This window comes from Pseudomonas sp. S3E17 (assembly GCF_024168685.1).
Taxonomy (GTDB): Bacteria; Pseudomonadota; Gammaproteobacteria; order Pseudomonadales; family Pseudomonadaceae; genus Aquipseudomonas; species Aquipseudomonas marginalis.
Genome location: NZ_JALJWE010000001.1, coordinates 5,747,633 through 5,773,795, shown reverse-complemented (window position 1 = coordinate 5,773,795; position 26,163 = coordinate 5,747,633). Strand labels below are relative to the sequence as shown.

Genomic DNA, 26,163 nt, shown 5'->3' with positions numbered 1-26,163 from the left:
GTCAGGCTATACGACTTCAGACATGAGCCAATCCAGCGACCTTATTCAATCCGCACAACGCACCATCCGCCTCGAAGTTGAAGCCGTAGAAGGCTTGCTGGCCCATATCGACGCAGATTTCGTACGCGCCTGCGAGATGATCCTGGCCAGCAAGGGCCGTGTTGTCGTGGTCGGCATGGGCAAGTCAGGCCACGTCGGCAACAAGATCGCCGCCACCCTGGCCAGCACCGGGACCACCGCATTTTTCGTGCATCCGGCCGAAGCCAGCCACGGCGACATGGGCATGATCACCAAGGATGACATCATCCTGGCGCTGTCCAACTCCGGCACCACCAACGAAATCGTGACCCTGCTGCCGCTGATCAAGCGCCTGGGCATCAAGATGATCAGCGTCACCGGCAACCCGGAATCTACGCTGGCCAAGGCCGCCGACGTGAACCTGAATGTTCACGTGGACCACGAGGCCTGCCCGCTGAACCTGGCGCCGACCTCCTCCACCACCGCCGCCCTGGTCATGGGCGACGCCCTGGCCGTGGCGCTGCTGGAAGCCCGTGGATTCACCGCTGAAGACTTCGCGTTTTCCCACCCGGGTGGCGCCCTGGGCCGCCGTCTGCTGCTGAAAGTGGAAAACGTCATGCATTCGGGCGAGGAATTGCCCCACGTCCAGCGCGGCACCCTGCTGAAGGACGCGCTGATGGAAATGACCCGCAAGGGCCTGGGCATGACCGTGATCCTGGAAGCCGACGGGCGCCTGGCCGGGGTATTCACTGACGGTGACCTGCGCCGCACCCTGGACCGTACCATCGATATCCGCACCGCGACCATCGACGCCGTGATGACCCCCCATGGCAAGACTGCACGCCCTGAAATGCTGGCGGCCGAAGCTTTGAAGATCATGGAAGACCACAAGATCGGCGCACTGGTGGTGGTCGATAGCGACGACCACCCGGTTGGCGCCCTGAACATGCACGACTTGCTGCGTGCGGGAGTGATGTAAATGACCAGCGACCTGTTGCAACGCGGTAAACACATCAAACTGGCGATTTTCGACGTTGACGGCGTGCTGACCGATGGCCGCCTGTACTTTCTCGAAGACGGCAGCGAATTCAAGACGTTCAATACCCTCGACGGCCAGGGCATCAAGATGCTGATGGCTTCGGGCGTGCAAACGGCGATTATCAGCGGCAGAAAAACCCCCGTTGTGGAACGCCGCGCACAAAACCTCGGTATTCCTCACCTGTATCAGGGCCGCGAGGATAAACTGGTGGTTCTGGACGAGCTTCTTGGCCAACTCAACCTAAGCTATGAGCAGGTCGCCTATCTGGGCGATGATCTGCCCGACTTGCCGGTCATTCGCCGAGTGGGCCTGGGCATGGCCGTCGCCAATGCGGCGACGTTTGTTCGCGAGCACGCCCATGGCGTCACCACCGCCCGTGGCGGCGAAGGTGCCGCCCGCGAGTTCTGTGAACTGATCCTGCGAGCCCAGGGCAGTCTTGAAGCGGCCCACGCCGCCTACCTATAGAGCGTTTTATGCTGAGTAAAAAGATTCGCAACTTCCTGCTATTCGGAGTCATTGCCGCGCTGTTTCTCGCGGTGGGCTACTGGAATATCAGCCCGGGGCGCTTCCTCGACCAGCCTGTTGCGCAGGTTGACGAAGGGGCTATCGACTATTACGCAACCAATGCCTACAGCGTGCAGTTCCTGCCTGACGGCAAGGTGCAGTACGAAATGACCTCGGACAAAGTCGAGCATTTGAAGGCCACCGAAGTCACCCTGCTGACCAACCCGGACCTGAACCTGTACCGCGGCACCGAGTTCCCATGGCATGTCACGAGCAAGCGTGGCGAGGTGAACCCGGACGGCACCGAGGTAGAACTGATTGACTCGGTACGCGTTGCGCGCACTGACGCCAAAAACCGTGACACCGTGATTACCAGCAGTCGCATGACCGTATTCCCACAGAAGCAATATGCGCAGACCGAGCAAGACGTTAGAATCGACGGCGCTGGCGGTGTATCGACTGGCAAGGGAATGAAAGCGTATTTGAAAGAAAGCAGGATACACCTGCTATCGAACGTAAGAGGACAGTATGAGGCTCGTTAAAACTCTCCCTATTTTGCTCAGTCTGGGCGCAGCACTGGGAAGCGTGAGCGCCTGGGCTCTGCCGAACGATAGCCAGCAACCGATCCACATCTCGGCTGACGATGCGCAACTGGATGACAAGCAAGGCGTGGCCACCTATACCGGCGGCGTGATCATCACCCAGGGCTCGATGAAGATCACCGGCAACACGGTGACACTGACGCGCACCCAGGCGGGCGATATCGACGTGGTGACTTCGGTGGGCAACCTGGCTTACTTCGAACAGAAGCAGTCGGCTACCGACACCGGCCCGATGAAGGGCTACGGCAAGACCATCCAGTATCACGCCCAGCAGAATCGCATCGTGCTGATCGACCAGGCCAAGGTACTCAGCCCCGATGGCAACTCCACGGAAGGCGAGAAGATCACCTATGACACCGTGAAGCAGATCGCCAACGCCGGTCGTGCCAATGGCAGCAAGGTCACCGCGCCACGCCCACGCATCGACATGGTTATCCAGCCGAAGAAGAAGGCCGAGTAATGGCAACCCTGAAAGCCCAGCATCTGGCCAAGGCCTATAAAAGCCGTCAGGTCGTGCGCGACGTCAGCCTGTCGATCGACAGCGGCCAGATCGTCGGCTTGCTTGGCCCTAACGGCGCCGGCAAGACCACCTGCTTCTACATGATCGTCGGCCTGGTCCAGGCGGACCAAGGTCGCGTACTGATCGACGACCTGGATGTGAGCCACCAGCCAATGCACGGCCGCGCCCGTGCCGGTATCGGCTATCTTCCGCAGGAAGCGTCGATCTTCCGCAAGCTGTCGGTATCCGACAACATCATGGCCATCCTTGAAACCCGCAAGGAACTCGACCGTGACGGCCGCCGCAAAGAACTGGAAAGCCTGCTGCAGGAATTCCACATCAACCACATTCGCGACAACCTTGGCATGAGCCTGTCCGGTGGTGAGCGTCGTCGCGTGGAAATCGCCCGCGCCCTGGCCACTGCCCCCAAGTTCATCCTGCTGGACGAACCGTTTGCCGGCGTCGACCCCATCTCGGTCGGCGACATCAAGCAGATCATCCACCACCTCAAGGCCAAGGGCATCGGTGTACTGATCACTGACCACAACGTGCGTGAGACCCTCGATATCTGCGAAACCGCGTATATCGTCAACGATGGCCAGCTGATCGCCGAAGGCGACTCTGCCACCATCCTGGCCAACGAACTGGTCAAGGAAGTGTACCTGGGTCACGAGTTCCGCCTGTAAGGCCGTCTGCAACAACAAGGCGGTGGCAGGTCGTTTGCCCGATGCGCGGGAGTCAATGAAAACCTCCGGATTTTTATTGTTACCGCGCTCTAGGCAAAGCCCCCGATATCAGGCATATAATTTGCTTATGTTTGGCGCTCACGCGCCCTGTCGTGGATGGCGCATTGCGCCGGCGAATAAGGTGTTAAGCCCCTGCCATGAAACCATCGCTAGTCCTGAGAATGGGCCAGCAGCTGACGATGACACCGCAGCTGCAACAGGCCATCCGCCTGCTCCAATTGTCGACCCTGGACCTGCAACAGGAAATCCAGGAGGCCCTGGAGTCCAATCCGATGCTCGAACGCCAGGAAGAAGGCGACGACTTCGATAATGCAGACCCACTGGCCGACAACATCGAGCAAAAACCCAATTCCGACGTACAGGAACCCTCCTACCAGGAATCCGCCCCCACGGTGGATAACCTTGAGGAAGGCGATTGGAACGAACGCATTCCCAACGAACTCCCGGTGGACACCGCCTGGGAGGACGTCTACCAGACCAGCGCCAGCAGCCTGCCCAGCAATGACGATGACGAGTGGGACTTCACCACCCGTACTTCCGCCGGCGAGAGCCTGCAGAGCCATCTGCTGTGGCAATTGAACCTCGCGCCGATGTCGGACACCGATCGCCTGATCGCCGTGACCCTGATCGACTGCATCAATAACCAGGGTTACCTGGACGAGACGCTCGAAGAGATTCTCGAGGCCTTCGACCCGGAACTGGACATCGAGCTGGACGAAATCGAAGCGGTCCTGCACCGCATCCAACAATTCGAGCCCGCCGGCATTGGTGCCCGCACCCTGAGCGAATGCCTGCTGCTTCAACTGCGCCAGCTGCCCGCCAAGACCCCTTGGCTCGCAGAGGCCCAGCGCCTGGTCACCGACTACATCGACTTGCTGGGCAGCCGCGACTACAGCCAGTTGATGCGGCGCATGAAGCTCAAGGAAGACGACCTGCGCCAGGTCATCGAGCTGGTGCAAAGCCTCAACCCGCGTCCAGGCTCGCAGATCGAGTCCAGCGAAGCCGAATACGTCGTTCCCGACGTGATCGTGCGCAAGGACAACGAGCGCTGGTTGGTGGAACTGAACCAGGAGTCGGTGCCGCGCCTACGGGTCAACCCGCAATATGCCGGTTTTGTGCGCCGTGCCGATACCAGTGCCGATAACACCTTCATGCGCAACCAGTTGCAGGAAGCGCGTTGGTTCATCAAGAGCCTGCAAAGCCGCAACGAAACCCTGATGAAAGTGGCCACCCAGATCGTCGAGCATCAGCGCGGCTTCCTGGAATATGGTGACGAGGCGATGAAGCCGCTGGTCCTGCACGACATCGCAGAAGCGGTGGGCATGCACGAATCGACGATTTCCCGGGTGACCACTCAAAAATTCATGCATACCCCACGGGGCATATATGAGCTGAAATACTTTTTCTCCAGCCATGTCAGCACATCCGAAGGCGGCGAATGCTCGTCCACGGCGATCCGCGCAATCATCAAAAAACTGGTTGCTGCGGAAAATCAGAAAAAGCCGTTGAGTGACAGCAAGATCGCTGGTTTACTGGAGGCACAAGGCATTCAGGTCGCCCGTCGAACCGTCGCCAAGTACCGCGAGTCCCTAGGGATCGCGCCTTCCAGCGAGCGTAAGCGTTTGATGTGACGGGCGGGCCACAGCGTTCCAGTGGCGGGTATTCCTACCCGCCGCTTTATGCACTGGCAACGAAGGAGAAGCTGTATGCAAGTCAACATCAGTGGACACCAACTGGAAGTTACCAAGCCCCTGCGCGAGTACACCGAGAGCAAGCTGAACAAGCTTGCGGGGCACTTTGACAAGATCACCAACGTGCAGGTCATCATGGAGGTCGACAAGCTCAAGCAGAAAATCGAGGCCACCCTGCACGTGCCGAATGCCAAGCTCGTTGCCAATGCGGAACATGAAGACATGTACGCGGCGATCGACTCGCTCTACGACAAGCTGGACCGCCAACTCATAAAGCATAAGGAAAAGAATCTGCACCTGATGCAAGGTACAGGTCGTTAACTCTCCCCCCATGATCCGACTTGAAACCATCCTGACCCCCGGCCGTTCCCTCGTGAACGTGCCGGGCGGCAGTAAGAAGAAAGCCCTCGAACAAATTGCCAACCTGATCAGCAGCCAAGTGCCTGAGCTGGAGATGCAAGATGTCTTTGAGGCTCTGATTGCCCGTGAAAAACTCGGCTCCACCGGTTTTGGCAACGGCATCGCCATTCCCCACTGCCGCCTCAAAGGCTGCGAGACACCTGTCAGCGCCCTGCTGCACCTGGACGCACCTATCGATTTCGACGCGATCGACGGCGCCCCGGTAGACCTGCTGTTTGTTCTGCTGGTCCCACAGGCCGCCACCGACGCACACCTGGAACTGCTTAGGCAGATCGCAAGCATGCTCGACCGCAAGGAAGTACGCGACAAACTGCGCAGTGCCAGTAGCAACGAGGCGCTGTATCAAGTTGTCCTGGATGAACAAAACGGGCAGTAATCATGCGTTTGATCATCGTCAGCGGCCGCTCCGGCTCGGGTAAAAGTACCGCCCTCAACGTCCTTGAGGACAACGGCTTCTATTGCATCGACAACCTGCCCGCCGGCCTGCTCCCGGAATTGGCGGAACGGGCACTGATCCATACCGAATTGGCCCAGCCCTTGGTCGCCGTTTCGATTGACGCCCGCAACCTGCCGAGCCACCTCACGCGTTTTCCGGAATTGCTCGAAGAGGTGCGCGCCAAGCACATTCATTGCGATGTGCTGTATCTGGACGCCGACGAAGAAACCCTGCTCAAGCGCTTCTCAGAGACCCGCCGACGTCACCCCCTCAGCAGCCCACACCGCTCCCTGGCCGAAGCCATCGAGGATGAAACCAAACTGCTCGGGCCGATCATTGACCTCGCCGACCTCAAGATCAACACCACCAGCCTCAACCTGTACCAGTTGCGCGATGCCATCAAGCTACGCCTGCTGAACCAGCCGGAGCCCGGCACGGCATTCCTGGTCGAGTCCTTTGGCTTCAAGCGTGGCATGCCGGTGGATGCCGACCTGGTGTTCGACGTGCGCTGCCTGCCCAATCCTTATTGGAAGCCGGAACTGCGTGACCAGTCGGGGCTGGATCAGCCAGTGGCCGATTACCTGGCCGCGCAACCGGATGTGGAGGAGATGTTCCAGGACATTTCCAGCTACCTGCTCAAATGGTTGCCGCGCTTTGCCGCGAGCAACCGAGCCTATGTCACCATTGCCATCGGCTGCACCGGCGGTCACCACCGCTCTGTCTACCTGACCGAGCGCCTGGGCCAGGTGCTGCAACAAACCCTCAAGAACGTCCAGGTTCGCCACCGCGACCTTAGCTGAAAGGAACACCCCCGCGATGCCCGCTCTGGAAATTGAAATCATCAACAAGCTGGGTCTGCATGCCCGCGCCTCGGCCAAATTCGTCGGTATTGCCGGGCAGTTCCCTTGCCAGATCCGCGCCGGGCGTACACCTGAGAGCATGGTCGATGGCAAAAGCATCATGGCGATGATGATGTTGGCAGCCGGCAAAGGCACCAAGATTCATTTGAGCACCGAGGGCGAGCAAGAGCAGGAAGCCATGGACGCCCTGGTGGCGCTGATCAACAACTTCTTTGATGAGGGTGAGTAGTAACCCCTATCTCCGCTGAGGCTTCACCCCAAGGCGGTATCCATCACCATCATCAAGCAGAACCCCGTGCACAACCCGAGGCTGGCGAGCTTTTCATGACCATTGCGACGCGACTCCGGGATCACTTCGTGGGTGACCACCAACAACATCGCACCAGCGGCCAGCGCCAGGCCCAAGGGCAACAGCACCTCAGCCAGGGTCACCAGCCAGGCGCAAAGCACGGCGAACACCGGCTCCACCAAGCCTGAGGCAGCGCCAATCAGGAATGCCCTGACCCGGGACATCCCTGCCCCGGCCAATACCAGCGCAATGACCAGGCCTTCGGGCACATCCTGCAAAGCAATGCCCATGGCCAAGCTGTCGGCATCCGGCATGCCGCCGCCGGCTGAGACGCCAACGGCCATGCCTTCGGGGATGTTGTGGGCGATGATGGCAAACACGAACAGCCAGATGCGCGGTGGAATCACCGGTTTATCCGGTGTACCCACCAACATCTCCGGGCTGGCGCCGGAGACCTTGCGGTCCACCAGATACAAACCGAATGCCCCCAGCATGATGCCGAAGCTGATCAGCCCGCCTGCGCCCCAGGGCGAAAGGCCAAGGGCTTCGGCAGCGGCAATACCCGGTACGACCAGCGAAAACGCGGTCGCCGCCAGCATTACACCGGCACCGAAGCCCAACAAGGTGTCGCTCAACGCCACCGGCATCCGCCGAATCACCAAGACCGGAACCGCCCCGAGCGCCGTGCCAAGCGCGCAAATCGCCCCGCCCTGCAGGGCGCGCATGATGCGCGGCGCCAGATCCAGCCAGGCCAGCCCGTGGGCCACCAGCAATGCAGTACCTGCCAACAGCAGCAGCGAACCAAACGCATAACGAAACATTCGCACGCTGCTGATCGCCAGTGTTTCAGTGCCCATAGTCGGCCTTAGATCTTGTTATGGAAGTGAATGTCAGGCCAACGCGGCCTGATAGCGTGCGGCGACTTCCGGCCAGTTGATAACACTGTAGAAGGCGTTGATGTATTCAGGCCGACGGTTCTGGTAGCGCAGGTAGTAAGCATGCTCCCAGACGTCCAGGCCGAGGATCGGCGTGTTGCCATTCATCAACGGGCTGTCCTGGTTGCCGCTGCTTTCCACTATCAGCGTCTTTTGCGGGGTGACGCTCAGCCACGCCCAGCCGCTGCCGAAACGGGTCAAGGCGGCTTTGGTGAAAGCCTCCTTGAAACTGTCGAAACCGCCAAGTTGCTCTTCAACGGCTTTTCCCAACGCGCCGTCGGGCTTGCCGCCGCCTTTAGGCGACATCACCGCCCAGAACAGCGAGTGGTTGGCATGGCCGCCGCCTTGGTTGATGACGGCCGCACGCAGTTTTTCCGGCAGCTGCTGCACGCTGGACACCAGTTTTTCCACCGGCCAGCCCGCGAATTCGGTGCCCTCGACCGCTGCATTGAGGTTATTGATGTAGGTCTGGTGGTGCTTGGTGTAGTGAATCTCCATGGTTTGCGCATCGATATGCGGTTCCAGGGCATCGTAGGCATAGGGCAAGGCAGGCAAGGTGTAGGTCATATCAATGTGCTCCGTATTGAGACGGGGTCGGCTGCACCGCAGTACCGCCCAGTAAGCGATGGGTGCGCGGGTACTCACCGTGATCGCTGATGAAATTCAACAGTTCGACGTAAGTCTTGCTGCTCTGGCGCAGCGCCGCTTCCCGCAGCTGCGGGCTAAGGCGCACGTCCTGCATGGCCTGGAGCAAGCGCTGGTGAATGGCGCAGAGGTATTCGGCGCTTTCCTCGGGCTGATTCAGGCGCAGGTGCAAATCCGCCAGGTTGTGATGGGAAATGACGCAAGCCGCTACTGCTTCGTCGGCATTCGCCCAGCGCTCGAACAACACTTGAGCCAGGGCCAGGGCTTGCAGATAGGCCTCGCGAGCGTCAACCAATTCGCCCTGCATAAAGCAGCGATTGGCGCGTTCGATCGTGCGTTTCCAGTGCTCCATGGTGAGCCTCCAAAGCAGGGTCGGTGATTACACGCCGCCGGCCGTGAGCTTTTCCGGATCCAACAGGACTTCCAGTTGGCTACGGGGCAGGTCGGTGTGCTCAAGGGCCACATCAATCACCGGACGGCCCTGCTGATAGGCCTTCTTGGCAATCTCAGCGGCCTTTTGGTAACCAATGATCGGGTTGAGTGCGGTGACCAGGATCGGGTTGCGCGACAGCGCTTCCTTGAGCTTGGCTTCGTTGACCTTGAAGCTGGCGATGGCCTTGTCTGCCAGCAGACGGCTGGAATTGGCCAGCAACTCGAGGCTGCTGAGCAGGTTCTGGGCAATGATCGGCAGCATCACATTCAGCTCGAAATTGCCGGATTGGCCAGCGACGGTGATCACCGTGTCATTGCCGATGACTTGCGCAGCCACCATCGCCGTAGCCTCAGGAATCACTGGGTTGACCTTGCCTGGCATGATCGAGGAGCCCGGCTGCAGGCCCTCCAGTTCGATTTCCCCCAGGCCGGCCAGCGGGCCGGAGTTCATCCAGCGCAGGTCATTGGCGATTTTCATCAGCGACACGGCGGTGGCTTTCAACTGGCCGGAGACGGCGACGGCAGTGTCCTGGGAGCCGATCAGCGCGAACAGATTCCTGCCCGGCGTGAATTTCACGCCGGCCAGGCTGCTCAGTTGCTGGCTGAAACGCGCCGAAAACTCCGGATGTGCGTTGATCCCGGTGCCCACCGCCGTACCGCCCTGGGCCAGAGCCTGCAGGGCCGGCAATAAATCCTGCAGGTGACCGATATTGGCCTTGAGTTGCTGCGCCCAGCCATTGAGGACCTGGCTCATGCGCACTGGCATGGCGTCCATCAGGTGCGTGCGGCCGGTCTTGATGAATGGGTGAACCTCTTCGGCTTTCTGCTCGATCACCTGCACCAGGTGCAGCAGGGCCGGCAGCGTTTGCTCGTGCAGCACCAGCGCAGCACTGACGTGGATGGTGGTGGGAATGATGTCGTTACTGCTTTGGCCGCAGTTCACATGATCGTTGGGATTGACCGCTTCGCCGAGCAAGCGGCTGGCGAGCGTCGCAATCACTTCGTTGGCATTCATATTCGAACTGGTGCCGGAACCGGTCTGGAAGATATCCACCGGGAAGTGCCGCATGTAATCGCCTTCGAGCAAGCCTTGGGCGGCATCGACGATGGCTTTGCCCTGCCCTTCACTGATCTGCTTGAGGTCGACGTTGACCTTGGCAGCCGCCGCCTTGGCCAGGATCAGGGCGCGAATGAATTGCGCCGGCATACGTTGGTGGCTGATCGGAAAGTTGTTCACCGCGCGCTGGGTCTGCGCACCGTACAAGGCCTCGGCGGGGACTTGCAGTTCGCCCATGCTGTCGCGTTCGATACGGGTGTTACTCATCAGAAGATCCTTGCACCAGGTCAGAAACGGAAATGGAGGGAAGCAATTCGCAGGTCGCCAATTGCCAGGCAAAGGTCTGCCAGCGCTTGAGGCGGCAGGCACAGTGAGCGAGTTTTTCCAGGTCGCGCAGTGGGCGCCAGGCTTGATCCAGACACAGGGATCGCCAATGCCACGGCAGTGCAATATCGCTGGCGGTGTCGATCAGCAGGCGGAATGAGGTTTCAGCGATGGTCCACGGATGGGTCGCGGTGCAACACGCCAGGTATCGGCCCTCGTTGAGGTAATGTTCGATCAGGCGAGGCTCATTGGGATCCAGACCACAGCGAATCTGGCGACTCATCCAGCGCCAGCTTTCCAGGTAAGGATCCTCATGCAGGACAGAACTCATGATCCACACTCATCCGGTAATGATATTTATTATTAAATGATATTGAGAATCAAAACAAGAGCAGCACCTCAATCCCCCTGAAACACGCCCACAAAAAAGGCGCGCCCTCCGTAAGAGGGCGCGCCTTTTTGTGCCGCTGTAGCGGGATTAGCTGCCTGCGACAGTCATCCGCTCGATCAGCACCGAGCCTGTGCGAATATTGCTGCGCAGTTCCAGGTCATTTCCCACGGCAACGATCTGCTTGAACATATCGCGCATGTTGCCGGCGATGGTCACTTCCTGGACGGCAAACTGAATCTCACCGTTTTCCACCCAGAAGCCCGCCGCGCCACGGGAATAATCCCCAGTGACCATGTTCAGGCCATGGCCCATCAATTCGGTTACCAGCAGGCCACGTCCCATGCGACGCAACAGCGCCGCCTGGTCTTCGTCGCCATGGGTCACGAACAGGTTATGCACGCCACCGGCGTTGGCAGTGCTTGGCAGGCCGAGTTTGCGGCCTGAGTAAGTGCCGAGTACGTAAGACACCAGCTCACCGTTTTCGACGAACGGCTTGGCATACGTGGCCAAACCGTCCCCATCGAACGCCGCACTGCCCATGGCCCGCATCAAGTGCGGACGCTCATCGATGGTCAGCCACTCGGGAAACAACGTCTGGCCAATCGCCCCTTCAAGGAACGACGACTTGCGATACAGGTTGCCGCCGGAAATGGCACTCAGGAAACTGCCGAACAAACCGCCTGCCAGCTCCGCCGAAAACAGTACAGGCACTTCACAGGTCGGCACCGGGCGCGCGCCCAGGCGGCTCGCGGCACGTTGTGCGGCACGCTGACCAATGCTGGCAGGGTCTGCGAGCAATTCGCCCTGCCGACTTACGTCGTACCAGTAATCACGCTGCATCTGGCCATTGGCCTCGGCGATCATCACGCAGCTCAGGCTATGGCGCGTGGACGCATACCCGCCGATAAACCCGTGGCTGTTGCCATATACGCGGCAGCCCTGATGCGTGTTCAACGTGGTGCCATCGGCGTTCTTGATGCGGGTATCGGCATCGAACGCCGCCGCTTCGCAGGTCAGCGCCAGCTCGATGGCCCGCTCGGGCGTGATGTCCCAGGCATGGAACAGATCGAAATCCTTCAAGTCCTTGGCCATCAGCGCCTTATCGGCCAAGCCCGAGCTTTCATCCTCGGAAGTGTGCTGGGCAATCGCCAACGCGGCGGCAACCGTTTCGCGTATGGCCTCCGGGCCGCTGGCCGACGTACTGGCCGAACCTTTGCGCTGCCCCACATACAAGGTGATGCCAAAGCCCTGGTCACGGTTGAATTCGACGGTTTCCACTTCCCGTTGACGTACCGACGTCGACAACCCCTGCTCCAGCGACACCGCCACTTCACAGGCACTGGCCCCCTGGCGCTTGGCCTCGGCAAGGATCTGCTCGACTTGTTCCTGCAGGGCCGGTAACGCTTGCGGACCGACGCTTTGGGCTGCACTCATGGTTTTCTCCACTCAAATTCTGCTTTCGGCTAAGGCCATCGAGCGACCGGGCCGGACAAGCGGCCCCCGACTGGTTATCATGGCGGCGTTTCTTTGCGGACTGCCACCATGGTTGATTCTTACGACGACTCCCTCGATGGGGAGAAAAGCAAAACCCAGGTCAAACGTGAGCTGCATGCTCTGGTTGACCTGGGCGAGCGCCTTACAACGCTCAAGAAAGACTTGATTGCAAAACTGCCACTGACCGACGAGATGCGCCGGGCGCTTGCGGACGCACCCAAGCACACCGCGAATATCGCGCGTAAACGGCACATCATGTTTATCGGCAAGCTGATGCGCGATCAGGACACTGACGCCATTCTCGCCTTGCTTGATCAAACCGATGCCTCCACTCGCCAGTACAACGAACGTTTCCACAACCTGGAACGTTGGCGTGACCGCCTGATCTCGGGCGATGACGCGGTGCTGGAGAAATTCGTGCTGGACTACCCGGACGCGGACCGCCAGCAACTGCGCTCCCTGATCCGTCAGGCCCAGCACGAGCAGGCGCATAACAAGGCGCCGGCCACCAGCCGTAAAATTTTCAAATACATCCGTGAGCTGGACGAGACTCAACGCGGCCTGCGTTGATGCCCTTCCCCGGGTGGCGGTCTTCGCCACCCGAAGCTCCACCCCTTACGACCCCGTGCCACCCACGGTGATCGCATCAATTTTCAGCGTTGGCTGGCCGACCCCTACCGGCACCGACTGCCCATCCTTCCCGCACATGCCCACACCACTGTCCAGGGCCAGGTCGTTGCCGACCATCGACACCTTGCTCATGGCTTCCGGGCCATTGCCAATCAACGTTGCCCCTTTGACCGGCGCGGTAATCCTGCCGTCTTCGATCAGGTATGCCTCGCTGGTAGAAAACACGAACTTGCCGCTGGTGATATCCACCTGGCCGCCGCCGAGGTTGGCGCAGTAGATACCGCGTTTCACCGAGGCGATGATCTCCGCCGGGTCACTTTCGCCACCGAGCATGTAGGTGTTGGTCATGCGGGGCATCGGCAGGTGCGCATAAGATTCGCGACGGCCATTACCGGTGCGCGCCACGCCCATCAGGCGGGCATTGAGCTTGTCCTGCATGTAGCCCTTGAGCACACCGTTTTCAATCAAGGTGGTGCATTCGGTCGGCGTGCCTTCATCATCGACGCTCAGCGAGCCGCGGCGACCGGCCAGGGTGCCATCATCGACAATGGTGCACAGCTTGGACGCAACCATCTCGCCCATGCGCCCGCTGTAGGCGGAACTGCCCTTGCGGTTGAAATCGCCTTCCAGGCCATGGCCCACGGCTTCGTGCAGCAATACGCCGGACCAGCCCGGGCCCAACACCACCGGCAGCGTGCCGGCCGGCGCAGGAATGGCTTCCAGGTTCACCAACGCCTGGCGCAGAGCCTCACGGGCATAGCCCATGGCACGGTCGTCGGTGAGGAAGTAACGGTAGTCGGTACGCCCGCCGCCGCCGTGGCCGCCACGCTCGCGGCGGCCGTTCTGCTCGACGATCACGCTGACATTGAAACGCACCAGCGGCCGTACGTCCGCCGCCAGCCCCCCGTCGGTGGACGCCACCAGGATGCGTTCCCACACACCGGCCATGCTCACGGAGACCTGCTGGATACGCGGGTCCAGGGCGCGGGTGGCCGCATCGATACGCTTGAGCAACTCGACCTTTTCCGCTCGGCTGATCACTTCCAGGGGGTTGTCCGGCGCATACAACTGCGCCACGTCCTGGGTACTGAACGCCTGTACCGTGCCATGTTGACCGGCACGGGAGATCGAACGCGCGGCACGTGCGGCCAGGCCCAACGCCTCCAGGGTGATCGCGTTACTGTAGGCAAAACCGGTCTTTTCCCCGGATTGCGCACGAACGCCTACACCTTGGTCAAGATTGAAACTGCCTTCCTTGACGATGCCATCTTCCAGGGCCCAGGACTCGGAGATCTGCCCCTGGAAATACAGGTCGGCGGCATCGATGCCTGGCCCGGCCAGATCGCCGAGCACGGTTTGCAAGCTTTCGATGGTCACGCCACCGGGTGCCAGGAGGTGTTCACTGACTGAGGACAACAACTCGCTCATAGGTTTGGCCTTAAATTCATCGTTCTGAAGCAGGCCGCTGTGCGCCCTGCGAGAAAAAGCGCCGATGGTTGACCACCGGCATGCGCGCCCGTATCGACGCCTGTTCACTGCTATCGCGTTCGGCCAGCAACACCGCTTCGCCTTGATCCTGTTGGGTCAGCACGCGACCCCATGGGTCGACGATCGCCGCATGACCATAGGTTTCCCGTGGCCCTGGATGCACACCGCCCTGGGCGGCCGCCAGCAGGTAACACTGGGTTTCGATGGCCCGTGCACGAATCAGCACATCCCAGTGGGCGGCACCGGTCACGGCGGTAAAGGCCGAGGGCGCGGTAATCAATTCAGCCCCCGCCGCGCGCAGCTCGCTGTACAGCTCGGGGAAGCGCAAGTCGTAGCACACCGTCAGGCCCAAACGGCCGACCGGCGTATCCGCCACCACCACGTTACTCCCGAAAGCATAGTCATCGGACTCCCGATAGCGACCCCGGGCGTCCGCCACGTCCACATCAAACAAATGCAGCTTGTCGTAACGGGCGACGACTTCGCCGCGATCATCGACCAGCAGCGAGCAGGCATTGGATTTGGCGTGCGGTTGATCCTTGGGCGGCAACGGCAGCGTGCCAGCCACTATCCATAAGGTGAGGTCGCGGGCGGTCTGTTTCAACCATGGCAGGATCGGACCTTCACCCAGCGCCTCGGCGCGGCCGATATCCGCCACGTCGCGGCGGCCCATGGCGGCAAAGTTTTCCGGCAGCACCGCCAGCTTCGCACCGCCGGCCGCCGCTTGCTCCAACAAGCGCCGGGCCTGGACCAGGTTGGCCAGCACATCGCTCTGACTGACCATTTGGATTACTGCAAAGGACATGGGCCGATACTCCGTAAAAGGCATGGGGCCATGCTACTCCACAGGCTCTCAGTTTGGTTTTTCAAAGGGCTTGTCGAAGGTGATTTTTGGATCCTTCCATGGGCCTTCCACCTTGTATTGCACGCTGGCGAAACGCGAAACACGGTCACCGATCAGCTTGTCGATCAGGAACAGTGCGCCACCAATCGCCGGCGCGCCCACGATCAGCGCGGCAATCGGCAGGTTGTTGGTCACCGGCAAGGTCACCAGCAACTTGGCATCGACACGGTCAGCCACCAGGTCCAGGGTGCCATTGAGCTCCAGGTTGCTCGACGGGCCGGTCATGGTGATCGGCTCGCGCGTCACGAACACGCCATTGCTGGCGACCAATTGGCCCTTGACCCGGTCATAACTCAAGCCTTTGCCCAGCAGGTCGGAGAAGTCCAGGCGCAGGCGGCGTCCGATGGAGTTGAAGTTGAGCAGGCCAAATACCCGCAGCGCCTGGGCACCACCTTCCACCTCGACAAACTGACCTTTACGGAACGTCGCATCCAGGCTGCCGGAGAAACGTTTAGGCCCGACCCAGGCCGGCGAACCCGGCCACCGCCCATCTACATCCAGGTGGAAATCCTCACTGGTGACCGTGGGCGCATAGCCCCAGCCTTTGAGTACGTCGGCGATGTTCTTGCCATCCAGGCGCCCCTTGTACCAACTGCTGCTGTCACCCGAAACACCTTCCCATCCGCCGGCGCCCTTGAGTTGCATACCCTTGAGGCCCAGGTCCAGCGTATTGAAGGCCAGGCCTTTGGCCGTTGGCCGGATCTTGAGTGACCAGGCGCCAATCAGGTCCGGCCCCTGGAACAGCTGGTCAATGGCGATATCCAACGCCGGAATATCCTTGGGATCGATACTGGCCAACGGGTCCGGTGCATTTTCATCAGCCTGTACCGTCGGGTCCACCGCCGGCAGCTTCACGTATTGCAGGTTGACCGCAATCGGCGCGCCCTTGGCATCCGGCAGGTTCACGGCCCCCTTGGCTTGCTGGCTGTCAAAGCGTAAACCCCAGGCAGCGGGCTTGCGATCCAGCTGCAGGTTGACCTGATCGAACTGGGTGCCCAGGCCGGTGAGCTTGCCAATCTTGAATTCGGCACCGCTCAGCAGCTGCTTGGCACTGCCACCTGGGTCATTGCCAGCATACTGGTTCACCAGTTTTTTCCACGGATCGATATCCAGCTCCGAGAGCACGCCACGGATGCGCAAACCCTTGGCGCCTGGCAGCACGGCATCACCATCGCCGAGGAACAACTCGCCACGGCCGTCATTGAGCTTGTCCGGCGGCGCGGCAAAGGTGAAGTTGGCCAACTCACCGTAATCAAACCAATAGCGGCGCTCAGCCCCCTGCAAGGTCATGCGGAATACGCTGTCACGCCCCTGGCTGGCCGGCATGCCGAACGGCGCCGGCAAGTCCACCGCAACGCCCTTGAGGTTGGAGCTGACCATCAGTTGGCTGTCGGCACCATCCAGATTGAGCTGCAACTGATACGAAAGATCACCGGACACCGGCAACGGCTGACTGACTTTCAACCAATCCGTCAGACGCTTGACCGTCACCTGCCCCTTGGCGGCGACACGGGTGCTGATATTGCCCGGCTTGCCATCGGCAAAGATCTGCGCGGTGATCGGCCGGTCAAATGCCTGGGCGGTAATCTTTTCGCCGCTCAAGCCCTTGGCGCTGTCGAAACGGAAATTGCCCTTGAGCTGCGTCAGGTCCAGGGGCGGTTCCGCCAATTGCAGGCGTGCCTTGTCAGTCTGGAAATCCACCACGATCCTGGGCTCGATGCCCTTGACCAGCGGAACGTCCAGATCCAGCGAGCCCTGCAGGTCTCCTTCGCCTTTCCAGCCGGCGAAGGTGGAGGCCGTACCGATTGGCGCTTCCTGGAGAATCTTCAGCCCATCGCCCAGGCCACCGGCAAAACCACCGGTAAGCAGCAGATGGCTTTCCTTGCCGGACGGAGCGTGGGGAATATTGACGTAGACGTCCTTGACCTTGGTGTCGAGCAACTGCCCCTTGCTCGCCAGGATGCGTACGCCCGTCTCTTCGACAAACACTTCGCCATTGACCTTGTTCACATGGGGCCAACCCGGCTGGAACGCCAGTTCGGCGTCATGCACCTTGAAGAACAGACTGATATTGCGCGCGGCGGGCAACGCATCGTGGTTCAGCGAGCCCTGGTACTGGAAGAACCCCTGGTCCACCGCGCCCTTGAGAATTGCCGTGCGCAGCCACTCATCCAACGCGGGGCTCAGTACGGCCGGCAGGTATTTAGGGGTAAACCGTCCATCGCCATCGACCATACCGACCCGCAGGTCCATATAGTCTTCCTGGCTGTGGTCGAAATGCAGGCGAATCAGGAAATCGGCAGCGATCTTGCCCTCTTCCCCCAGCACCTTGATATACGGGGCAATCAGCGTGAAGCCTTGTTTATCCAGCTTCCACGTCAGGCGTGCATTGGCCTGGAGGTATTGCCAGGGCTTGGCGAAGATCGGATCGAGGTGCAGGGAAAAATCCTTGCTGTCCATGCGCAACTCGCCCTGGCCCAGGTCGCCGCTGATGCTGCCGGAAACATTGCGTGCGGCCGGCGCACCGAAGTAGGCGTCAAACCCGACCCGCTCCAGGTTGGCGGCAAAGCTGACTTTTTGATCGGTGGTGTCTTGAGGACGGAAATCCACCAGTACATTGCGCAATAGACCGGTGGCCTTCAGGTGCTCGACGGTCTTGGCGACGCCTTCCGGCAGCGGCGCCAGGGCGTTGAGCAACGGTGTGATGGGGGTCAGGTCAAGGCGGTCAGCCTGCAGCTTCCAGGCTTCCAGGGCCGTGTCGGTCGCCAGGGTCTGCTGCAATTGCAGGCGCGATTCCCATCGGGTCTCGCCCAGGTTCATCGCCAGGGAATCGAACAACACCTTCAAGCCGGTATCACTGCGTTGCAGATAGGCCGTGAGTGCAAGGTTTTCGATATGGACCGGCTTGCGTTCGGCGTAGCTGCCCTTCACCTGCGGCGAGTTGAGGCGCACGACCGCACTTTGCACCGTGCCTTTACCCCAGTTCAGCCAGAACTCACCGCCGGCCTTGAACTGCGTGAGTTTCCACTGCTGGGTCAGCCTGGCGGGGATCCACTTGGCCCAGTCGCTCTGCGGCAGGCTCAGGTAGGCCTCGATTTCAGCGTCCTTCCACTGGCTCGCGCGAATGCGGCTGCGCAGGCTCAGGGCAAGGGGCTGGCCGTCGGGCAAGGTCAGGCGGGCGTCCAGGCGCTGGCGGGTGACGCCCGTGTGCAGGCTCAAGCCCACATACGTCAGGGTCAGCGGCGCCTGGTCGAACGGTTGCAGGGTGACCTGGCTGTCGAGCAGCGATACGCGCTTGACCATCTGCATGCGCCTGAGCAATTGCTCCGGGTCCAGCGGCTGGTCGCCCTGTATCGGCAAGCCTTGCAGCGCCCAATGGCCGTCCTTGTCTTCCTTGGCGCTCAGTTGCAGGCCATTGACTTCCAGGTGCGCAATACGCACTTCGCGCGCCATCAGGCTGGCCCACATGTCCGGCACCACTTCGACCTGGTCCAGGCGCAAGGCACTGCTGCCCTCGCCGACCATTACGTCGTGGGCCAGCAACACCGGCGCAAAACCGCTCCAGCGGCCTTCAAGGCTGCCGATGTGCACAGGCATGTCCACCGCAGCCTGGGCCTTGGCTTCGATTTCCGCGCGGTATTCGGCCACCAGCGGGGTCAATTCGCGCCCCAGGCTCACGTACACCGCCGCCAACACCAGCAGCAAGGCGCACAGCCCAAGGCCCCAACGGGTCAAAGCGGCAAAAAAGCGTGTCAGACGCTCCATGTCAGGCGACCCTCAAGGCAGTAGTCGGACTGCAGATCAAGGTCTGCGAGTCGCGTAAAAAGAAAGCGAATGGGGATCAGAGCAGCACCACGTCATATTGTTCCTGGGAATACATGGTTTCGACCTGGAAGCGAATCGTACGCCCGATAAACCCCTCCAATTCAGCCACGTTACCGGATTCTTCATCCAGCAGGCGGTCGACCACTTTCTGGTTGGCGAGCACTCTATAACCTTCGGCCTGGTAGGCCCGTGCCTCTCGGAGGATTTCCCGGAAAATCTCGTAGCAAACCGTTTCCGGAGTCTTCAACTTACCGCGGCCCTGGCAACTGCTGCAGGGCTCGCACAGCACCTGTTCCAGGCTCTCGCGGGTGCGCTTGCGGGTCATCTGCACCAGGCCCAGCTCGGTGATGCCGATGATATTGGTCTTGGCGTGATCACGTTCCAGCTGTTTTTCGAGTGTGCGCAGCACCTGGCGCTGGTGCTCTTCATCTTCCATGTCGATGAAGTCGATGATGATGATGCCGCCCAGGTTACGCAGGCGCAGTTGACGAGCAATCGCCGTGGCCGCTTCGAGATTGGTCTTGAAGATGGTCTCTTCAAGGTTGCGATGACCTACGAACGCGCCGGTGTTGACGTCGATGGTGGTCATCGCTTCCGCCGGGTCCACCACCAGGTAGCCACCGGACTTGAGCGGCACCTTGCGCTCCAGGGCTTTCTGGATTTCGTCCTCGACGCCATACAGGTCGAAGATCGGCCGTTCGCCAGGGTAATGCTCCAGGCGATCGGCAATTTCCGGCATCAGTTCGGCAACAAATTGCGTGGTGCGCTGGAAGGTTTCCCGCGAGTCGATGCGAATTTTCTCGATCTTGGGGCTGACCAGGTCGCGCAATGTGCGCAGGGCCAGGCCCAGGTCTTCGTAGATCACACTCGGCGCGCCGATGGTCTTGATCTGTGCGCCGATCTGGTCCCACAGGCGCCGCAGATAGCGAATGTCCATGAGGATTTCGTCAGCGCCGGCGCCCTCGGCGGCGGTGCGCAGGATAAAGCCGCCCGCTTCCTTGATACCTTCGGCGGCCACGCAGTCGCTGACCACCTTTTTCAGGCGCTCGCGCTCGGCTTCGTCTTCAATCTTCAGGGAAATGCCGACATGGGCGGTGCGCGGCATGTAAACCAGGTAGCGCGACGGAATCGACAGCTGAGTCGTCAGCCGCGCGCCCTTGGAGCCGATGGGGTCCTTGGTGACTTGCACCACCAGGCTCTGCCCTTCGTGCACCAAGGCGCTGATGCTTTCCACCGCAGGCCCTTCGCGCAGGGAGATCTCCGAGGCGTGGATAAATGCCGCACGGTCCAGGCCGATATCGACAAATGCCGCCTGCATCCCCGGCAACACCCGCACCACCTTGCCCTTGTAGATATTGCCGACGATCCCGCGTTTCTGGGTGCGCTCGACATGCACTTCTTGCAGAACACCGTTCTCTACCACCGCCACGCGCGATTCCATCGGCGTGATATTGATCAGAATCTCTTCACTCATGGCTGGGTCTCGTTCAGGCGTTTTCACAATAGTGACCGGTCGCTTAAGGCTGGGCGCTGGAGTCACGTGCTCAGCGCGCGGTAAGGTTTTGCCAACAGGGTATGCCGAATTGGGCAAGCAGTTGCGCGGTTTCGCACACCGGCAGGCCTACCACGGCGGAATAGCTGCCATTGAGCCCGGCCACAAACACCGAGCCAAGCCCTTGGATAGCATAGCCGCCCGCCTTGTCCTGGGGTTCGCCGCTGTGCCAGTAGCTTGTAGCCTCCTCGACAGAAATCCCACGAAAAAGTACACGACTGCTTACACATCGGGTTTCACAGCGCTGGCCGTCAGTCAGGGTAATCGCAGTCAGAACTTCATGTTCACGCCCTGCCAGTGCCATCAACATCGCCAACGCATCGGCTTGGTCTACGGGCTTGCCGAGGATCTTGCCGTCCACGATCACTGCGGTATCGGCGCCCAGGACGCAGGCGGCCGAGCGTTGCCCGAGCGCAGCAAAACCCGCTGCGGCCTTACCGCGAGCGAGACGCTCAACGTAGGAAACAGGGGTTTCGTTTGTAAGAGGGGTTTCATCAATGGCGGCGCTGACCACGGTGAAAGGCACACCGATCTGGGTCAGCAGTTCACGCCGCCTCGGGGAACCCGAGGCCAGATAAAGCGAATTCATTGCAGACTCTCCCTGTGGGGTTCGATAACCAGGCAGAGCCTCGCAATCCATTCAATTGATTTTATAGCGACGACGTAACCCACGCAGGCCGAAACTGATCCACGGCCACAGCAGCGCACTGACCAGGGCCGGCAACACCAGCGCCAGGGTTGGCTGGCGGTTGCCGGTCAAGGCACTGAGCCACAACTGTACCAACTGCGCCAGGCCGAAGATCACCAGGATCACCAGGCATTGCTGCCACATCGGGAACATGCGCAGGCGCTGCTGCAACGACAGCACCAGGAAGGTGATCAGGGTCAGGATCAACGCGTTCTGGCCTAGCAAGGTGCCATACAGCACATCTTCCGCCAAGCCCAGGAACATGGCCGTGACCATGCCCACTTTATGGGGCAGGTTCAGCGACCAGAATGCCAGCAGCAATGCCAGCCACAGCGGACGCAGGATCTCCATGAACTGCGGCAGCGGCGAAACGCTGAGCAGCAAGCCGATAGCGAATGTCAGCCAGACGATCCAGCCATTGCTCGAATGAGTACCGGCCATTATTCCTCCCTCTGCCGTGTGGTGGCCGGGGCTGCGGCTGGAGGCTTCGCAGCGGGCGTCGTAGTGGCCGGCGGTTTCGCTGCAGTCGGTTTCACCGCGCGCGCGCTATGGGCCGCAGGCTTGACCGGCGTGGCCACAGGCGCAGCAACGGCGGGCGTTGCCGCCGGTACAACGGGGGCAGCCGACGCGGGCTTGGGCACGGTCGCGGGAATGATCGGCGCAGTGCCGTTCTTCTTGTCTTCCGCTTCCTGGGCCTGGGCGGCGTCGTTGGCGCGCTCTTCCGGAGTCCGATTGTCGCTGAACACCAGCAACAGGTAGCGGCTGCGGTTCAGGGCGGCAGTGGGCACGGCACGCACAATGGCGAAGGGCTGGCCGGAATCGTGGATCACTTCCTTGACCGTTGCCACCGGATAGCCTGCCGGGAACCGCTGGCCCAGGCCGGAGCTGACCAGCAGATCGCCTTCCTTGATGTCGGCCGTGTCCGCGACGTGACGCAATTCCAGGCGCTCAGGGTTACCCGTACCGCTGGCAATCGCGCGCAAACCGTTACGATTGACCTGCACCGGAATGCTGTGGGTGGTGTCCGTCAGCAGCAGGACCCGAGAGGTGTAGGGCATCAACTCGACTACCTGGCCCATCAGGCCACGGGCATCGAGTACCGGCTGACCAAGCACCACGCCGTCGCGCTCACCCTTATTGATGATGATGCGATGGGTAAAGGGGTTGGGGTCCATGCCGATCAACTCGGCCACTTCGACCTTTTCGTTGACCAGCGCGGAAGAGTTGAGCAACTCGCGCAGCCGAACGTTCTGCTCGGTGAGGGCCGCCAGCTTTTGCATGCGCCCCTGCAACAGCAGGTTTTCGGTCTTGAGTTTTTCGTTCTCGGCAACCAGTTCGGTGCGGCTGCCAAATTGGCTGGCCACGCCCTGGTAGAGACGTTGCGGCAGGTCGGTGATCCAGTAGGTCTGCATCAACACCAGCGACATTTGGCTACGCACCGGCTTGAGCAGCGCAAAGCGGGCATCGACCACCATCAATGCGACCGAAAGCACGACCAGCACCAATAAGCGCACGCCCAATGAGGGGCCTTTGGCGAAAAGCGGTTTAATAGGCCGCTCCTCCCAGGCAAATGTTCTCTTTATTCATACGGCATCTAACCGGCCTGGATGCAGATTGAAGAAGATAAACGCCAACAGGCAGCACTGCAAAGTGCTGCCTGCGGGCGAAGCATGGTGCAACCAACGATCTTATTCGCTGGAGAGCAGGTCCATGGTGTGTTTATCCATCATTTCCAGTGCACGACCACCGCCACGGGCAACGCAGGTCAGCGGGTCTTCGGCGACGATCACCGGCAGGCCGGTTTCCTGGGCCAGCAGCTTGTCGAGGTCGCGCAACAGGGCGCCACCACCGGTCAGCACCAGGCCTCGCTCGGCGATGTCGGAAGCCAGCTCCGGCGGCGATTGCTCCAGGGCGCTCTTCACAGCCTGAACGATGGTGGCCAGGGACTCTTGCAGAGCTTCCAGCACTTCATTGGAGTTCAGGGTGAAGGCACGTGGAACGCCTTCGGCCAGGTTGCGACCGCGAACATCGACTTCGCGAACTTCGCCGCCCGGGTAAGCGGTACCGATTTCCTGCTTGATGCGCTCGGCGGTGGATTCGCCGATCAGGCTGCCGTAGTTGCGACGTACATAAGTGATGATCGCTTCGTCGAAACGGTCGCCGCCTACACGTACGGATTCGGCATACACCACACCGTTCAGGGAAATCAGGGCGATTTCAGTGGTACCACCACCGATATCCACCACCATCGAACCGCGCGCTTCTTCAACCGGCAGGCCGGCACCGATCGCAGCAGCCATCGGCTCTTCGATCAGGAACACTTCGCGGGCACCGGCGCCAAGGGCCGACTCACGGATGGCACGACGCTCCACCTGGGTGGACTTGCACGGAACACAGATCAGCACACGAGGGCTGGGCTGCAGGAAACTGTTTTCGTGAACCTTGTTGATGAAGTACTGCAGCATCTTTTCGCAGACGCTGAAGTCGGCGATCACGCCGTCTTTCATCGGACGAATGGCAGCAATATTGCCTGGTGTTCGGCCGAGCATGCGCTTGGCCTCGGTGCCGACGGCAACGACACTTTTCTGATTACCATGGGTCCGAATGGCCACAACCGATGGCTCATTCAGAACGATACCGCGCTCGCGCACGTAAATAAGGGTGTTGGCAGTGCCCAGGTCAATGGAAAGATCGCTGGAAAACATGCCACGCAGTTTCTTGAACATGGGGAAAGGACCCTAGGCAACGCGTGGGTAAAAAAGTGCGGCAAACTCTAACAACGACAGGGATTTTGGGCAAGGCGCCAATGTGCTAAATTGGCCGACTTTCTGTGCACCAACCCCCACAATCGCGGCCGTAAGACCGTAGAAATGCGGTAGTGTTCCGACAATCTAACACACGGACAGCCTCCGTTCTGTTTTCCACTGGAGATTCCCATGGCGCTTGAACGCTCCGACGTGGAAAAAATCGCTCATCTGGCCTCGCTTGGCCTGAATGAAGCCGATCTTCCACAGACCACCGCAGCCCTGAACAGCATTCTCGGGCTGGTTGACCAAATGCAGGCCGTGAATACCGACGGCATCGAGCCCCTGGCTCACCCGCTGGAAGCCAGCCAGCGCCTGCGCGCAGACGTCGTGACCGAGCGCAATAATCGCGAGGCCTACCAGTCCATCGCGCCAGCGGTCGAAAACGGCCTGTACCTGGTTCCGAAAGTCATCGACTAAAGGGAAAGAGCCTTTCATGCATCACATGACTCTGGCCGAGATCGCCCGCGGTCTCGCCGACAAAAAGTTTTCCTCCGAAGAGCTGACCAAGACCCTGCTTGCGCGCATCGCCGAGCTGGACCCCAAGGTCAACAGCTTCATCAGCCTCACCGAAGAGCTGGCCCTGAGCCAGGCCAAGGCCGCGGATGCACGCCGCGCCAACGGTGAAACCGGCGCCCTGCTGGGCGCACCGATCGCCCACAAGGATCTGTTCTGCACCCAGGGCATTCGCACCAGCTGCGGCTCGAAGATGCTCGACAACTTCAAGGCGCCATACGACGCCACCGTGGTCGCCAAGCTGGCCGCTGCCGGGGCCGTGACCCTGGGCAAGACCAACATGGACGAATTCGCCATGGGGTCGGCCAACGAGTCGAGCTACTACGGCGCGGTGAAAAACCCGTGGAACCTGGAACACGTGCCCGGCGGTTCGTCCGGTGGTTCGGCTGCGGCCGTTGCCGCACGCTTCCTGCCGGCCGCCACGGCCACCGACACCGGCGGCTCGATCCGCCAGCCGGCGGCCTTCACCAACCTCACCGGCCTGAAGCCGACCTACGGTCGCGTTTCCCGCTGGGGCATGATCGCCTACGCCTCCAGCCTCGATCAGGGCGGGCCCCTGGCCCGCACGGCCGAAGACTGCGCGATTTTGTTACAAGGCATGGCAGGCTTCGACGCCCAGGACTCCACCAGCATCGATGAACCGGTGCCGGACTACAGCGCCAGCCTCAACACTTCGCTCAAGGGCCTGCGCATCGGCGTGCCGAAGGAATACTTCAGCGCCGGTCTCGACCCGCGCATTGCCGAATTGGTGCACAACAGCGTCAAGGAACTGGAAAAGCTCGGCGCGGTGATCAAGGAAATCAGCCTGCCGAACAACCAGCACGCGATTCCTGCCTACTACGTGATCGCGCCGGCAGAAGCCTCTTCCAACCTGTCGCGTTTCGACGGCGTGCGCTTCGGCTACCGCTGCGAGAACCCGAAGGACCTGACCGACCTGTACAAACGCTCCCGTGGCGAAGGCTTCGGCGCCGAAGTGCAACGCCGGATCATGGTCGGTGCCTACGCCCTGTCCGCCGGCTATTACGACGCGTACTACCTCAAGGCGCAAAAGATCCGTCGCCTGATCAAGAACGACTTCATGGCAGCCTTTGAAGAAGTCGACGTGATCCTCGGCCCAACCACGCCGAACCCGGCCTGGAAGATCGGCGCCAAGACCGGCGACCCGATTGCCGAGTACCTGGAAGACCTCTACACCATCACCGCCAACCTCGCGGGCTTGCCGGGCTTGTCCATGCCCGCCGGTTTCGTCGACGGCCTGCCGGTGGGCGTGCAATTGCTCGCCCCGTATTTCCAGGAAGGCCGCCTGCTCAATGTGGCGCACCAGTACCAGTTGAACACCGACTGGCACACTCGCACCCCTACCGGCTTCTGAGG

General features: G+C 60.8%; 27 protein-coding genes. 13 read left to right on the top strand and 14 right to left on the bottom strand.

Annotated elements, in window-relative coordinates:
* The first annotated feature begins 22 nt into the window (after window positions 1–22).
* The 10 genes from J3D60_RS26100 (at window position 23) to J3D60_RS26055 (ending at window position 7,044) form a co-directional block, all read left to right on the top strand.
* Window positions 23–997, top strand: a complete 975-nt coding sequence (locus tag J3D60_RS26100) for a KpsF/GutQ family sugar-phosphate isomerase (RefSeq protein WP_065938532.1) — start codon at window positions 23–25, stop codon at window positions 995–997.
* Window positions 998–1,522, top strand: a complete 525-nt coding sequence (locus tag J3D60_RS26095; RefSeq protein WP_027604807.1) for an HAD family hydrolase — start codon at window positions 998–1,000, stop codon at window positions 1,520–1,522.
* Between the two features lie 8 nt (window positions 1,523–1,530).
* Window positions 1,531–2,103 carry an LPS export ABC transporter periplasmic protein LptC gene (gene lptC / locus J3D60_RS26090; RefSeq protein WP_065938531.1) on the top strand — a complete coding sequence of 191 codons (573 nt, stop codon included), beginning with the start codon at window positions 1,531–1,533 and terminating at the stop codon, window positions 2,101–2,103.
* Window positions 2,090–2,623 carry a lipopolysaccharide transport periplasmic protein LptA gene (gene lptA, locus J3D60_RS26085; protein WP_065938530.1) on the top strand — a complete coding sequence of 178 codons (534 nt, stop codon included), beginning with the start codon at window positions 2,090–2,092 and terminating at the stop codon, window positions 2,621–2,623. Before lptC ends, lptA begins: the two co-directional genes overlap by 14 nt.
* Window positions 2,623–3,348: an LPS export ABC transporter ATP-binding protein gene (gene lptB, locus J3D60_RS26080; protein WP_016974288.1), complete on the top strand. Its 726-nt coding sequence runs from the start codon at window positions 2,623–2,625 to the stop codon at window positions 3,346–3,348. Before lptA ends, lptB begins: the two co-directional genes overlap by 1 nt.
* Window positions 3,349–3,545: 197 nt before the next feature.
* Window positions 3,546–5,039, top strand: coding sequence for an RNA polymerase factor sigma-54 (locus tag J3D60_RS26075; protein WP_065938529.1), 1,494 nt, complete (start codon window positions 3,546–3,548; stop codon window positions 5,037–5,039).
* A 75-nt stretch (window positions 5,040–5,114) separates the two neighbouring features.
* Window positions 5,115–5,420, top strand: a complete 306-nt coding sequence (gene raiA, locus J3D60_RS26070; protein WP_003171804.1) for a ribosome-associated translation inhibitor RaiA — start codon at window positions 5,115–5,117, stop codon at window positions 5,418–5,420.
* A gap of 10 nt (window positions 5,421–5,430) precedes the next feature.
* Window positions 5,431–5,895 (top strand): PTS IIA-like nitrogen regulatory protein PtsN, encoded by a 465-nt coding sequence (ptsN, locus tag J3D60_RS26065; protein WP_027604813.1) that lies wholly within the window; start codon window positions 5,431–5,433, stop codon window positions 5,893–5,895.
* Window positions 5,896–5,897: 2 nt separating this feature from the next.
* Complete coding sequence (gene rapZ, locus J3D60_RS26060; RefSeq protein ID WP_027604814.1) at window positions 5,898–6,755, top strand: RNase adapter RapZ; 858 nt, start codon at window positions 5,898–5,900, stop codon at window positions 6,753–6,755.
* 16 nt (window positions 6,756–6,771) lie between these two features.
* A complete protein-coding gene (locus J3D60_RS26055) occupies window positions 6,772–7,044 on the top strand; it encodes an HPr family phosphocarrier protein (protein WP_027604815.1) in 273 nt (90 codons plus the stop codon).
* Window positions 7,045–7,067: 23 nt separating this feature from the next.
* On the opposite strand, the gene J3D60_RS26050 is transcribed toward J3D60_RS26055, so the two are convergent.
* The 6 genes from J3D60_RS26050 to pmbA form a co-directional block, all read right to left on the bottom strand.
* Window positions 7,068–7,961: a ZIP family metal transporter gene (locus J3D60_RS26050; RefSeq protein WP_253493305.1), complete on the bottom strand. Its 894-nt coding sequence runs from the start codon at window positions 7,959–7,961 to the stop codon at window positions 7,068–7,070.
* A 33-nt stretch (window positions 7,962–7,994) separates the two neighbouring features.
* Entirely contained in the window at window positions 7,995–8,606 is a 612-nt protein-coding gene (locus J3D60_RS26045; protein WP_027604817.1) for a superoxide dismutase, read from the bottom strand.
* Window position 8,607: 1 nt separating this feature from the next.
* The gene (locus J3D60_RS26040; RefSeq protein WP_027604818.1) at window positions 8,608–9,036 is read right to left on the bottom strand and encodes a hypothetical protein; all 429 of its coding nucleotides are present in this window, start codon (window positions 9,034–9,036) and stop codon (window positions 8,608–8,610) included.
* Between the two features lie 27 nt (window positions 9,037–9,063).
* Complete coding sequence (locus tag J3D60_RS26035; RefSeq protein WP_065938528.1) at window positions 9,064–10,440, bottom strand: lyase family protein; 1,377 nt, start codon at window positions 10,438–10,440, stop codon at window positions 9,064–9,066.
* Window positions 10,433–10,828, bottom strand: a complete 396-nt coding sequence (locus J3D60_RS26030) for a FagA protein (RefSeq protein ID WP_065938527.1) — start codon at window positions 10,826–10,828, stop codon at window positions 10,433–10,435. Before J3D60_RS26030 ends, J3D60_RS26035 begins: the two co-directional genes overlap by 8 nt.
* Before the next feature lie 147 nt (window positions 10,829–10,975).
* Window positions 10,976–12,322 (bottom strand): metalloprotease PmbA, encoded by a 1,347-nt coding sequence (gene pmbA / locus J3D60_RS26025; RefSeq protein ID WP_253493303.1) that lies wholly within the window; start codon window positions 12,320–12,322, stop codon window positions 10,976–10,978.
* Between the two features lie 108 nt (window positions 12,323–12,430).
* Here pmbA and yjgA point away from each other — a divergent pair, with 108 nt between their 5' ends.
* The gene (gene yjgA / locus J3D60_RS26020; RefSeq protein ID WP_017138246.1) at window positions 12,431–12,952 is read left to right on the top strand and encodes a ribosome biogenesis factor YjgA; all 522 of its coding nucleotides are present in this window, start codon (window positions 12,431–12,433) and stop codon (window positions 12,950–12,952) included.
* A gap of 45 nt (window positions 12,953–12,997) precedes the next feature.
* On the opposite strand, the gene tldD is transcribed toward yjgA, so the two are convergent.
* From tldD to mreB, 8 genes are all read right to left on the bottom strand, one after another.
* Window positions 12,998–14,440, bottom strand: a complete 1,443-nt coding sequence (tldD, locus tag J3D60_RS26015) for a metalloprotease TldD (protein ID WP_027604822.1) — start codon at window positions 14,438–14,440, stop codon at window positions 12,998–13,000.
* Window positions 14,441–14,456: 16 nt separating this feature from the next.
* Window positions 14,457–15,305: a carbon-nitrogen hydrolase family protein gene (locus tag J3D60_RS26010; protein ID WP_065938525.1), complete on the bottom strand. Its 849-nt coding sequence runs from the start codon at window positions 15,303–15,305 to the stop codon at window positions 14,457–14,459.
* Between the two features lie 48 nt (window positions 15,306–15,353).
* Window positions 15,354–19,169 carry a YhdP family protein gene (locus J3D60_RS26005; protein ID WP_253493302.1) on the bottom strand — a complete coding sequence of 1,272 codons (3,816 nt, stop codon included), beginning with the start codon at window positions 19,167–19,169 and terminating at the stop codon, window positions 15,354–15,356.
* 76 nt (window positions 19,170–19,245) lie between these two features.
* The gene (gene rng, locus J3D60_RS26000) at window positions 19,246–20,703 is read right to left on the bottom strand and encodes a ribonuclease G (RefSeq protein ID WP_010213134.1); all 1,458 of its coding nucleotides are present in this window, start codon (window positions 20,701–20,703) and stop codon (window positions 19,246–19,248) included.
* Window positions 20,704–20,773: 70 nt separating this feature from the next.
* Complete coding sequence (locus tag J3D60_RS25995; RefSeq protein WP_253493301.1) at window positions 20,774–21,370, bottom strand: nucleoside triphosphate pyrophosphatase; 597 nt, start codon at window positions 21,368–21,370, stop codon at window positions 20,774–20,776.
* A 51-nt stretch (window positions 21,371–21,421) separates the two neighbouring features.
* Entirely contained in the window at window positions 21,422–21,910 is a 489-nt protein-coding gene (gene mreD / locus J3D60_RS25990) for a rod shape-determining protein MreD (RefSeq protein ID WP_027604826.1), read from the bottom strand.
* Window positions 21,910–23,019: a rod shape-determining protein MreC gene (mreC, locus tag J3D60_RS25985; RefSeq protein ID WP_083236340.1), complete on the bottom strand. Its 1,110-nt coding sequence runs from the start codon at window positions 23,017–23,019 to the stop codon at window positions 21,910–21,912. The genes mreD and mreC overlap by 1 nt, the downstream gene beginning before the upstream one ends.
* A 138-nt stretch (window positions 23,020–23,157) precedes the next feature.
* Entirely contained in the window at window positions 23,158–24,195 is a 1,038-nt protein-coding gene (mreB, locus tag J3D60_RS25980; RefSeq protein WP_002555108.1) for a rod shape-determining protein MreB, read from the bottom strand.
* A gap of 210 nt (window positions 24,196–24,405) precedes the next feature.
* On the opposite strand from mreB, the gene gatC reads away from it, so the two are divergent.
* Window positions 24,406–24,693, top strand: coding sequence for an Asp-tRNA(Asn)/Glu-tRNA(Gln) amidotransferase subunit GatC (gatC, locus tag J3D60_RS25975; RefSeq protein WP_003171764.1), 288 nt, complete (start codon window positions 24,406–24,408; stop codon window positions 24,691–24,693).
* Between the two features lie 16 nt (window positions 24,694–24,709).
* The gene (gatA, locus tag J3D60_RS25970; protein WP_253493300.1) at window positions 24,710–26,161 is read left to right on the top strand and encodes an Asp-tRNA(Asn)/Glu-tRNA(Gln) amidotransferase subunit GatA; all 1,452 of its coding nucleotides are present in this window, start codon (window positions 24,710–24,712) and stop codon (window positions 26,159–26,161) included.
* Window positions 26,162–26,163 lie beyond the last annotated feature (2 nt).

Excerpts from the sequence above, each read along its gene's own strand:
- J3D60_RS26100 (WP_065938532.1), top strand. The coding sequence starts at position 23 with ATGAGCCAATCCAGCGACCTTATTCAATCCGCACAACGCACCATCCGC.
- J3D60_RS26095 (WP_027604807.1), top strand. The coding sequence starts at position 998 with ATGACCAGCGACCTGTTGCAACGCGGTAAACACATCAAACTGGCGATT.
- lptC (WP_065938531.1), top strand. The coding sequence starts at position 1,531 with ATGCTGAGTAAAAAGATTCGCAACTTCCTGCTATTCGGAGTCATTGCC.
- lptA (WP_065938530.1), top strand. The coding sequence starts at position 2,090 with ATGAGGCTCGTTAAAACTCTCCCTATTTTGCTCAGTCTGGGCGCAGCA.
- lptB (WP_016974288.1), top strand. The coding sequence starts at position 2,623 with ATGGCAACCCTGAAAGCCCAGCATCTGGCCAAGGCCTATAAAAGCCGT.
- J3D60_RS26075 (WP_065938529.1), top strand. The coding sequence starts at position 3,546 with ATGAAACCATCGCTAGTCCTGAGAATGGGCCAGCAGCTGACGATGACA.
- raiA (WP_003171804.1), top strand. The coding sequence starts at position 5,115 with ATGCAAGTCAACATCAGTGGACACCAACTGGAAGTTACCAAGCCCCTG.
- ptsN (WP_027604813.1), top strand. The coding sequence starts at position 5,431 with ATGATCCGACTTGAAACCATCCTGACCCCCGGCCGTTCCCTCGTGAAC.
- rapZ (WP_027604814.1), top strand. The coding sequence starts at position 5,898 with ATGCGTTTGATCATCGTCAGCGGCCGCTCCGGCTCGGGTAAAAGTACC.
- J3D60_RS26055 (WP_027604815.1), top strand. The coding sequence starts at position 6,772 with ATGCCCGCTCTGGAAATTGAAATCATCAACAAGCTGGGTCTGCATGCC.
- J3D60_RS26050 (WP_253493305.1), bottom strand. The coding sequence starts at position 7,961 with ATGGGCACTGAAACACTGGCGATCAGCAGCGTGCGAATGTTTCGTTAT.
- J3D60_RS26045 (WP_027604817.1), bottom strand. The coding sequence starts at position 8,606 with ATGACCTACACCTTGCCTGCCTTGCCCTATGCCTACGATGCCCTGGAA.
- J3D60_RS26040 (WP_027604818.1), bottom strand. The coding sequence starts at position 9,036 with ATGGAGCACTGGAAACGCACGATCGAACGCGCCAATCGCTGCTTTATG.
- J3D60_RS26035 (WP_065938528.1), bottom strand. The coding sequence starts at position 10,440 with ATGAGTAACACCCGTATCGAACGCGACAGCATGGGCGAACTGCAAGTC.
- J3D60_RS26030 (WP_065938527.1), bottom strand. The coding sequence starts at position 10,828 with ATGAGTTCTGTCCTGCATGAGGATCCTTACCTGGAAAGCTGGCGCTGG.
- pmbA (WP_253493303.1), bottom strand. The coding sequence starts at position 12,322 with ATGAGTGCAGCCCAAAGCGTCGGTCCGCAAGCGTTACCGGCCCTGCAG.
- yjgA (WP_017138246.1), top strand. The coding sequence starts at position 12,431 with ATGGTTGATTCTTACGACGACTCCCTCGATGGGGAGAAAAGCAAAACC.
- tldD (WP_027604822.1), bottom strand. The coding sequence starts at position 14,440 with ATGAGCGAGTTGTTGTCCTCAGTCAGTGAACACCTCCTGGCACCCGGT.
- J3D60_RS26010 (WP_065938525.1), bottom strand. The coding sequence starts at position 15,305 with ATGTCCTTTGCAGTAATCCAAATGGTCAGTCAGAGCGATGTGCTGGCC.
- J3D60_RS26005 (WP_253493302.1), bottom strand. The coding sequence starts at position 19,169 with ATGGAGCGTCTGACACGCTTTTTTGCCGCTTTGACCCGTTGGGGCCTT.
- rng (WP_010213134.1), bottom strand. The coding sequence starts at position 20,703 with ATGAGTGAAGAGATTCTGATCAATATCACGCCGATGGAATCGCGCGTG.
- J3D60_RS25995 (WP_253493301.1), bottom strand. The coding sequence starts at position 21,370 with ATGAATTCGCTTTATCTGGCCTCGGGTTCCCCGAGGCGGCGTGAACTG.
- mreD (WP_027604826.1), bottom strand. The coding sequence starts at position 21,910 with ATGGCCGGTACTCATTCGAGCAATGGCTGGATCGTCTGGCTGACATTC.
- mreB (WP_002555108.1), bottom strand. The coding sequence starts at position 24,195 with ATGTTCAAGAAACTGCGTGGCATGTTTTCCAGCGATCTTTCCATTGAC.
- gatC (WP_003171764.1), top strand. The coding sequence starts at position 24,406 with ATGGCGCTTGAACGCTCCGACGTGGAAAAAATCGCTCATCTGGCCTCG.
- gatA (WP_253493300.1), top strand. The coding sequence starts at position 24,710 with ATGCATCACATGACTCTGGCCGAGATCGCCCGCGGTCTCGCCGACAAA.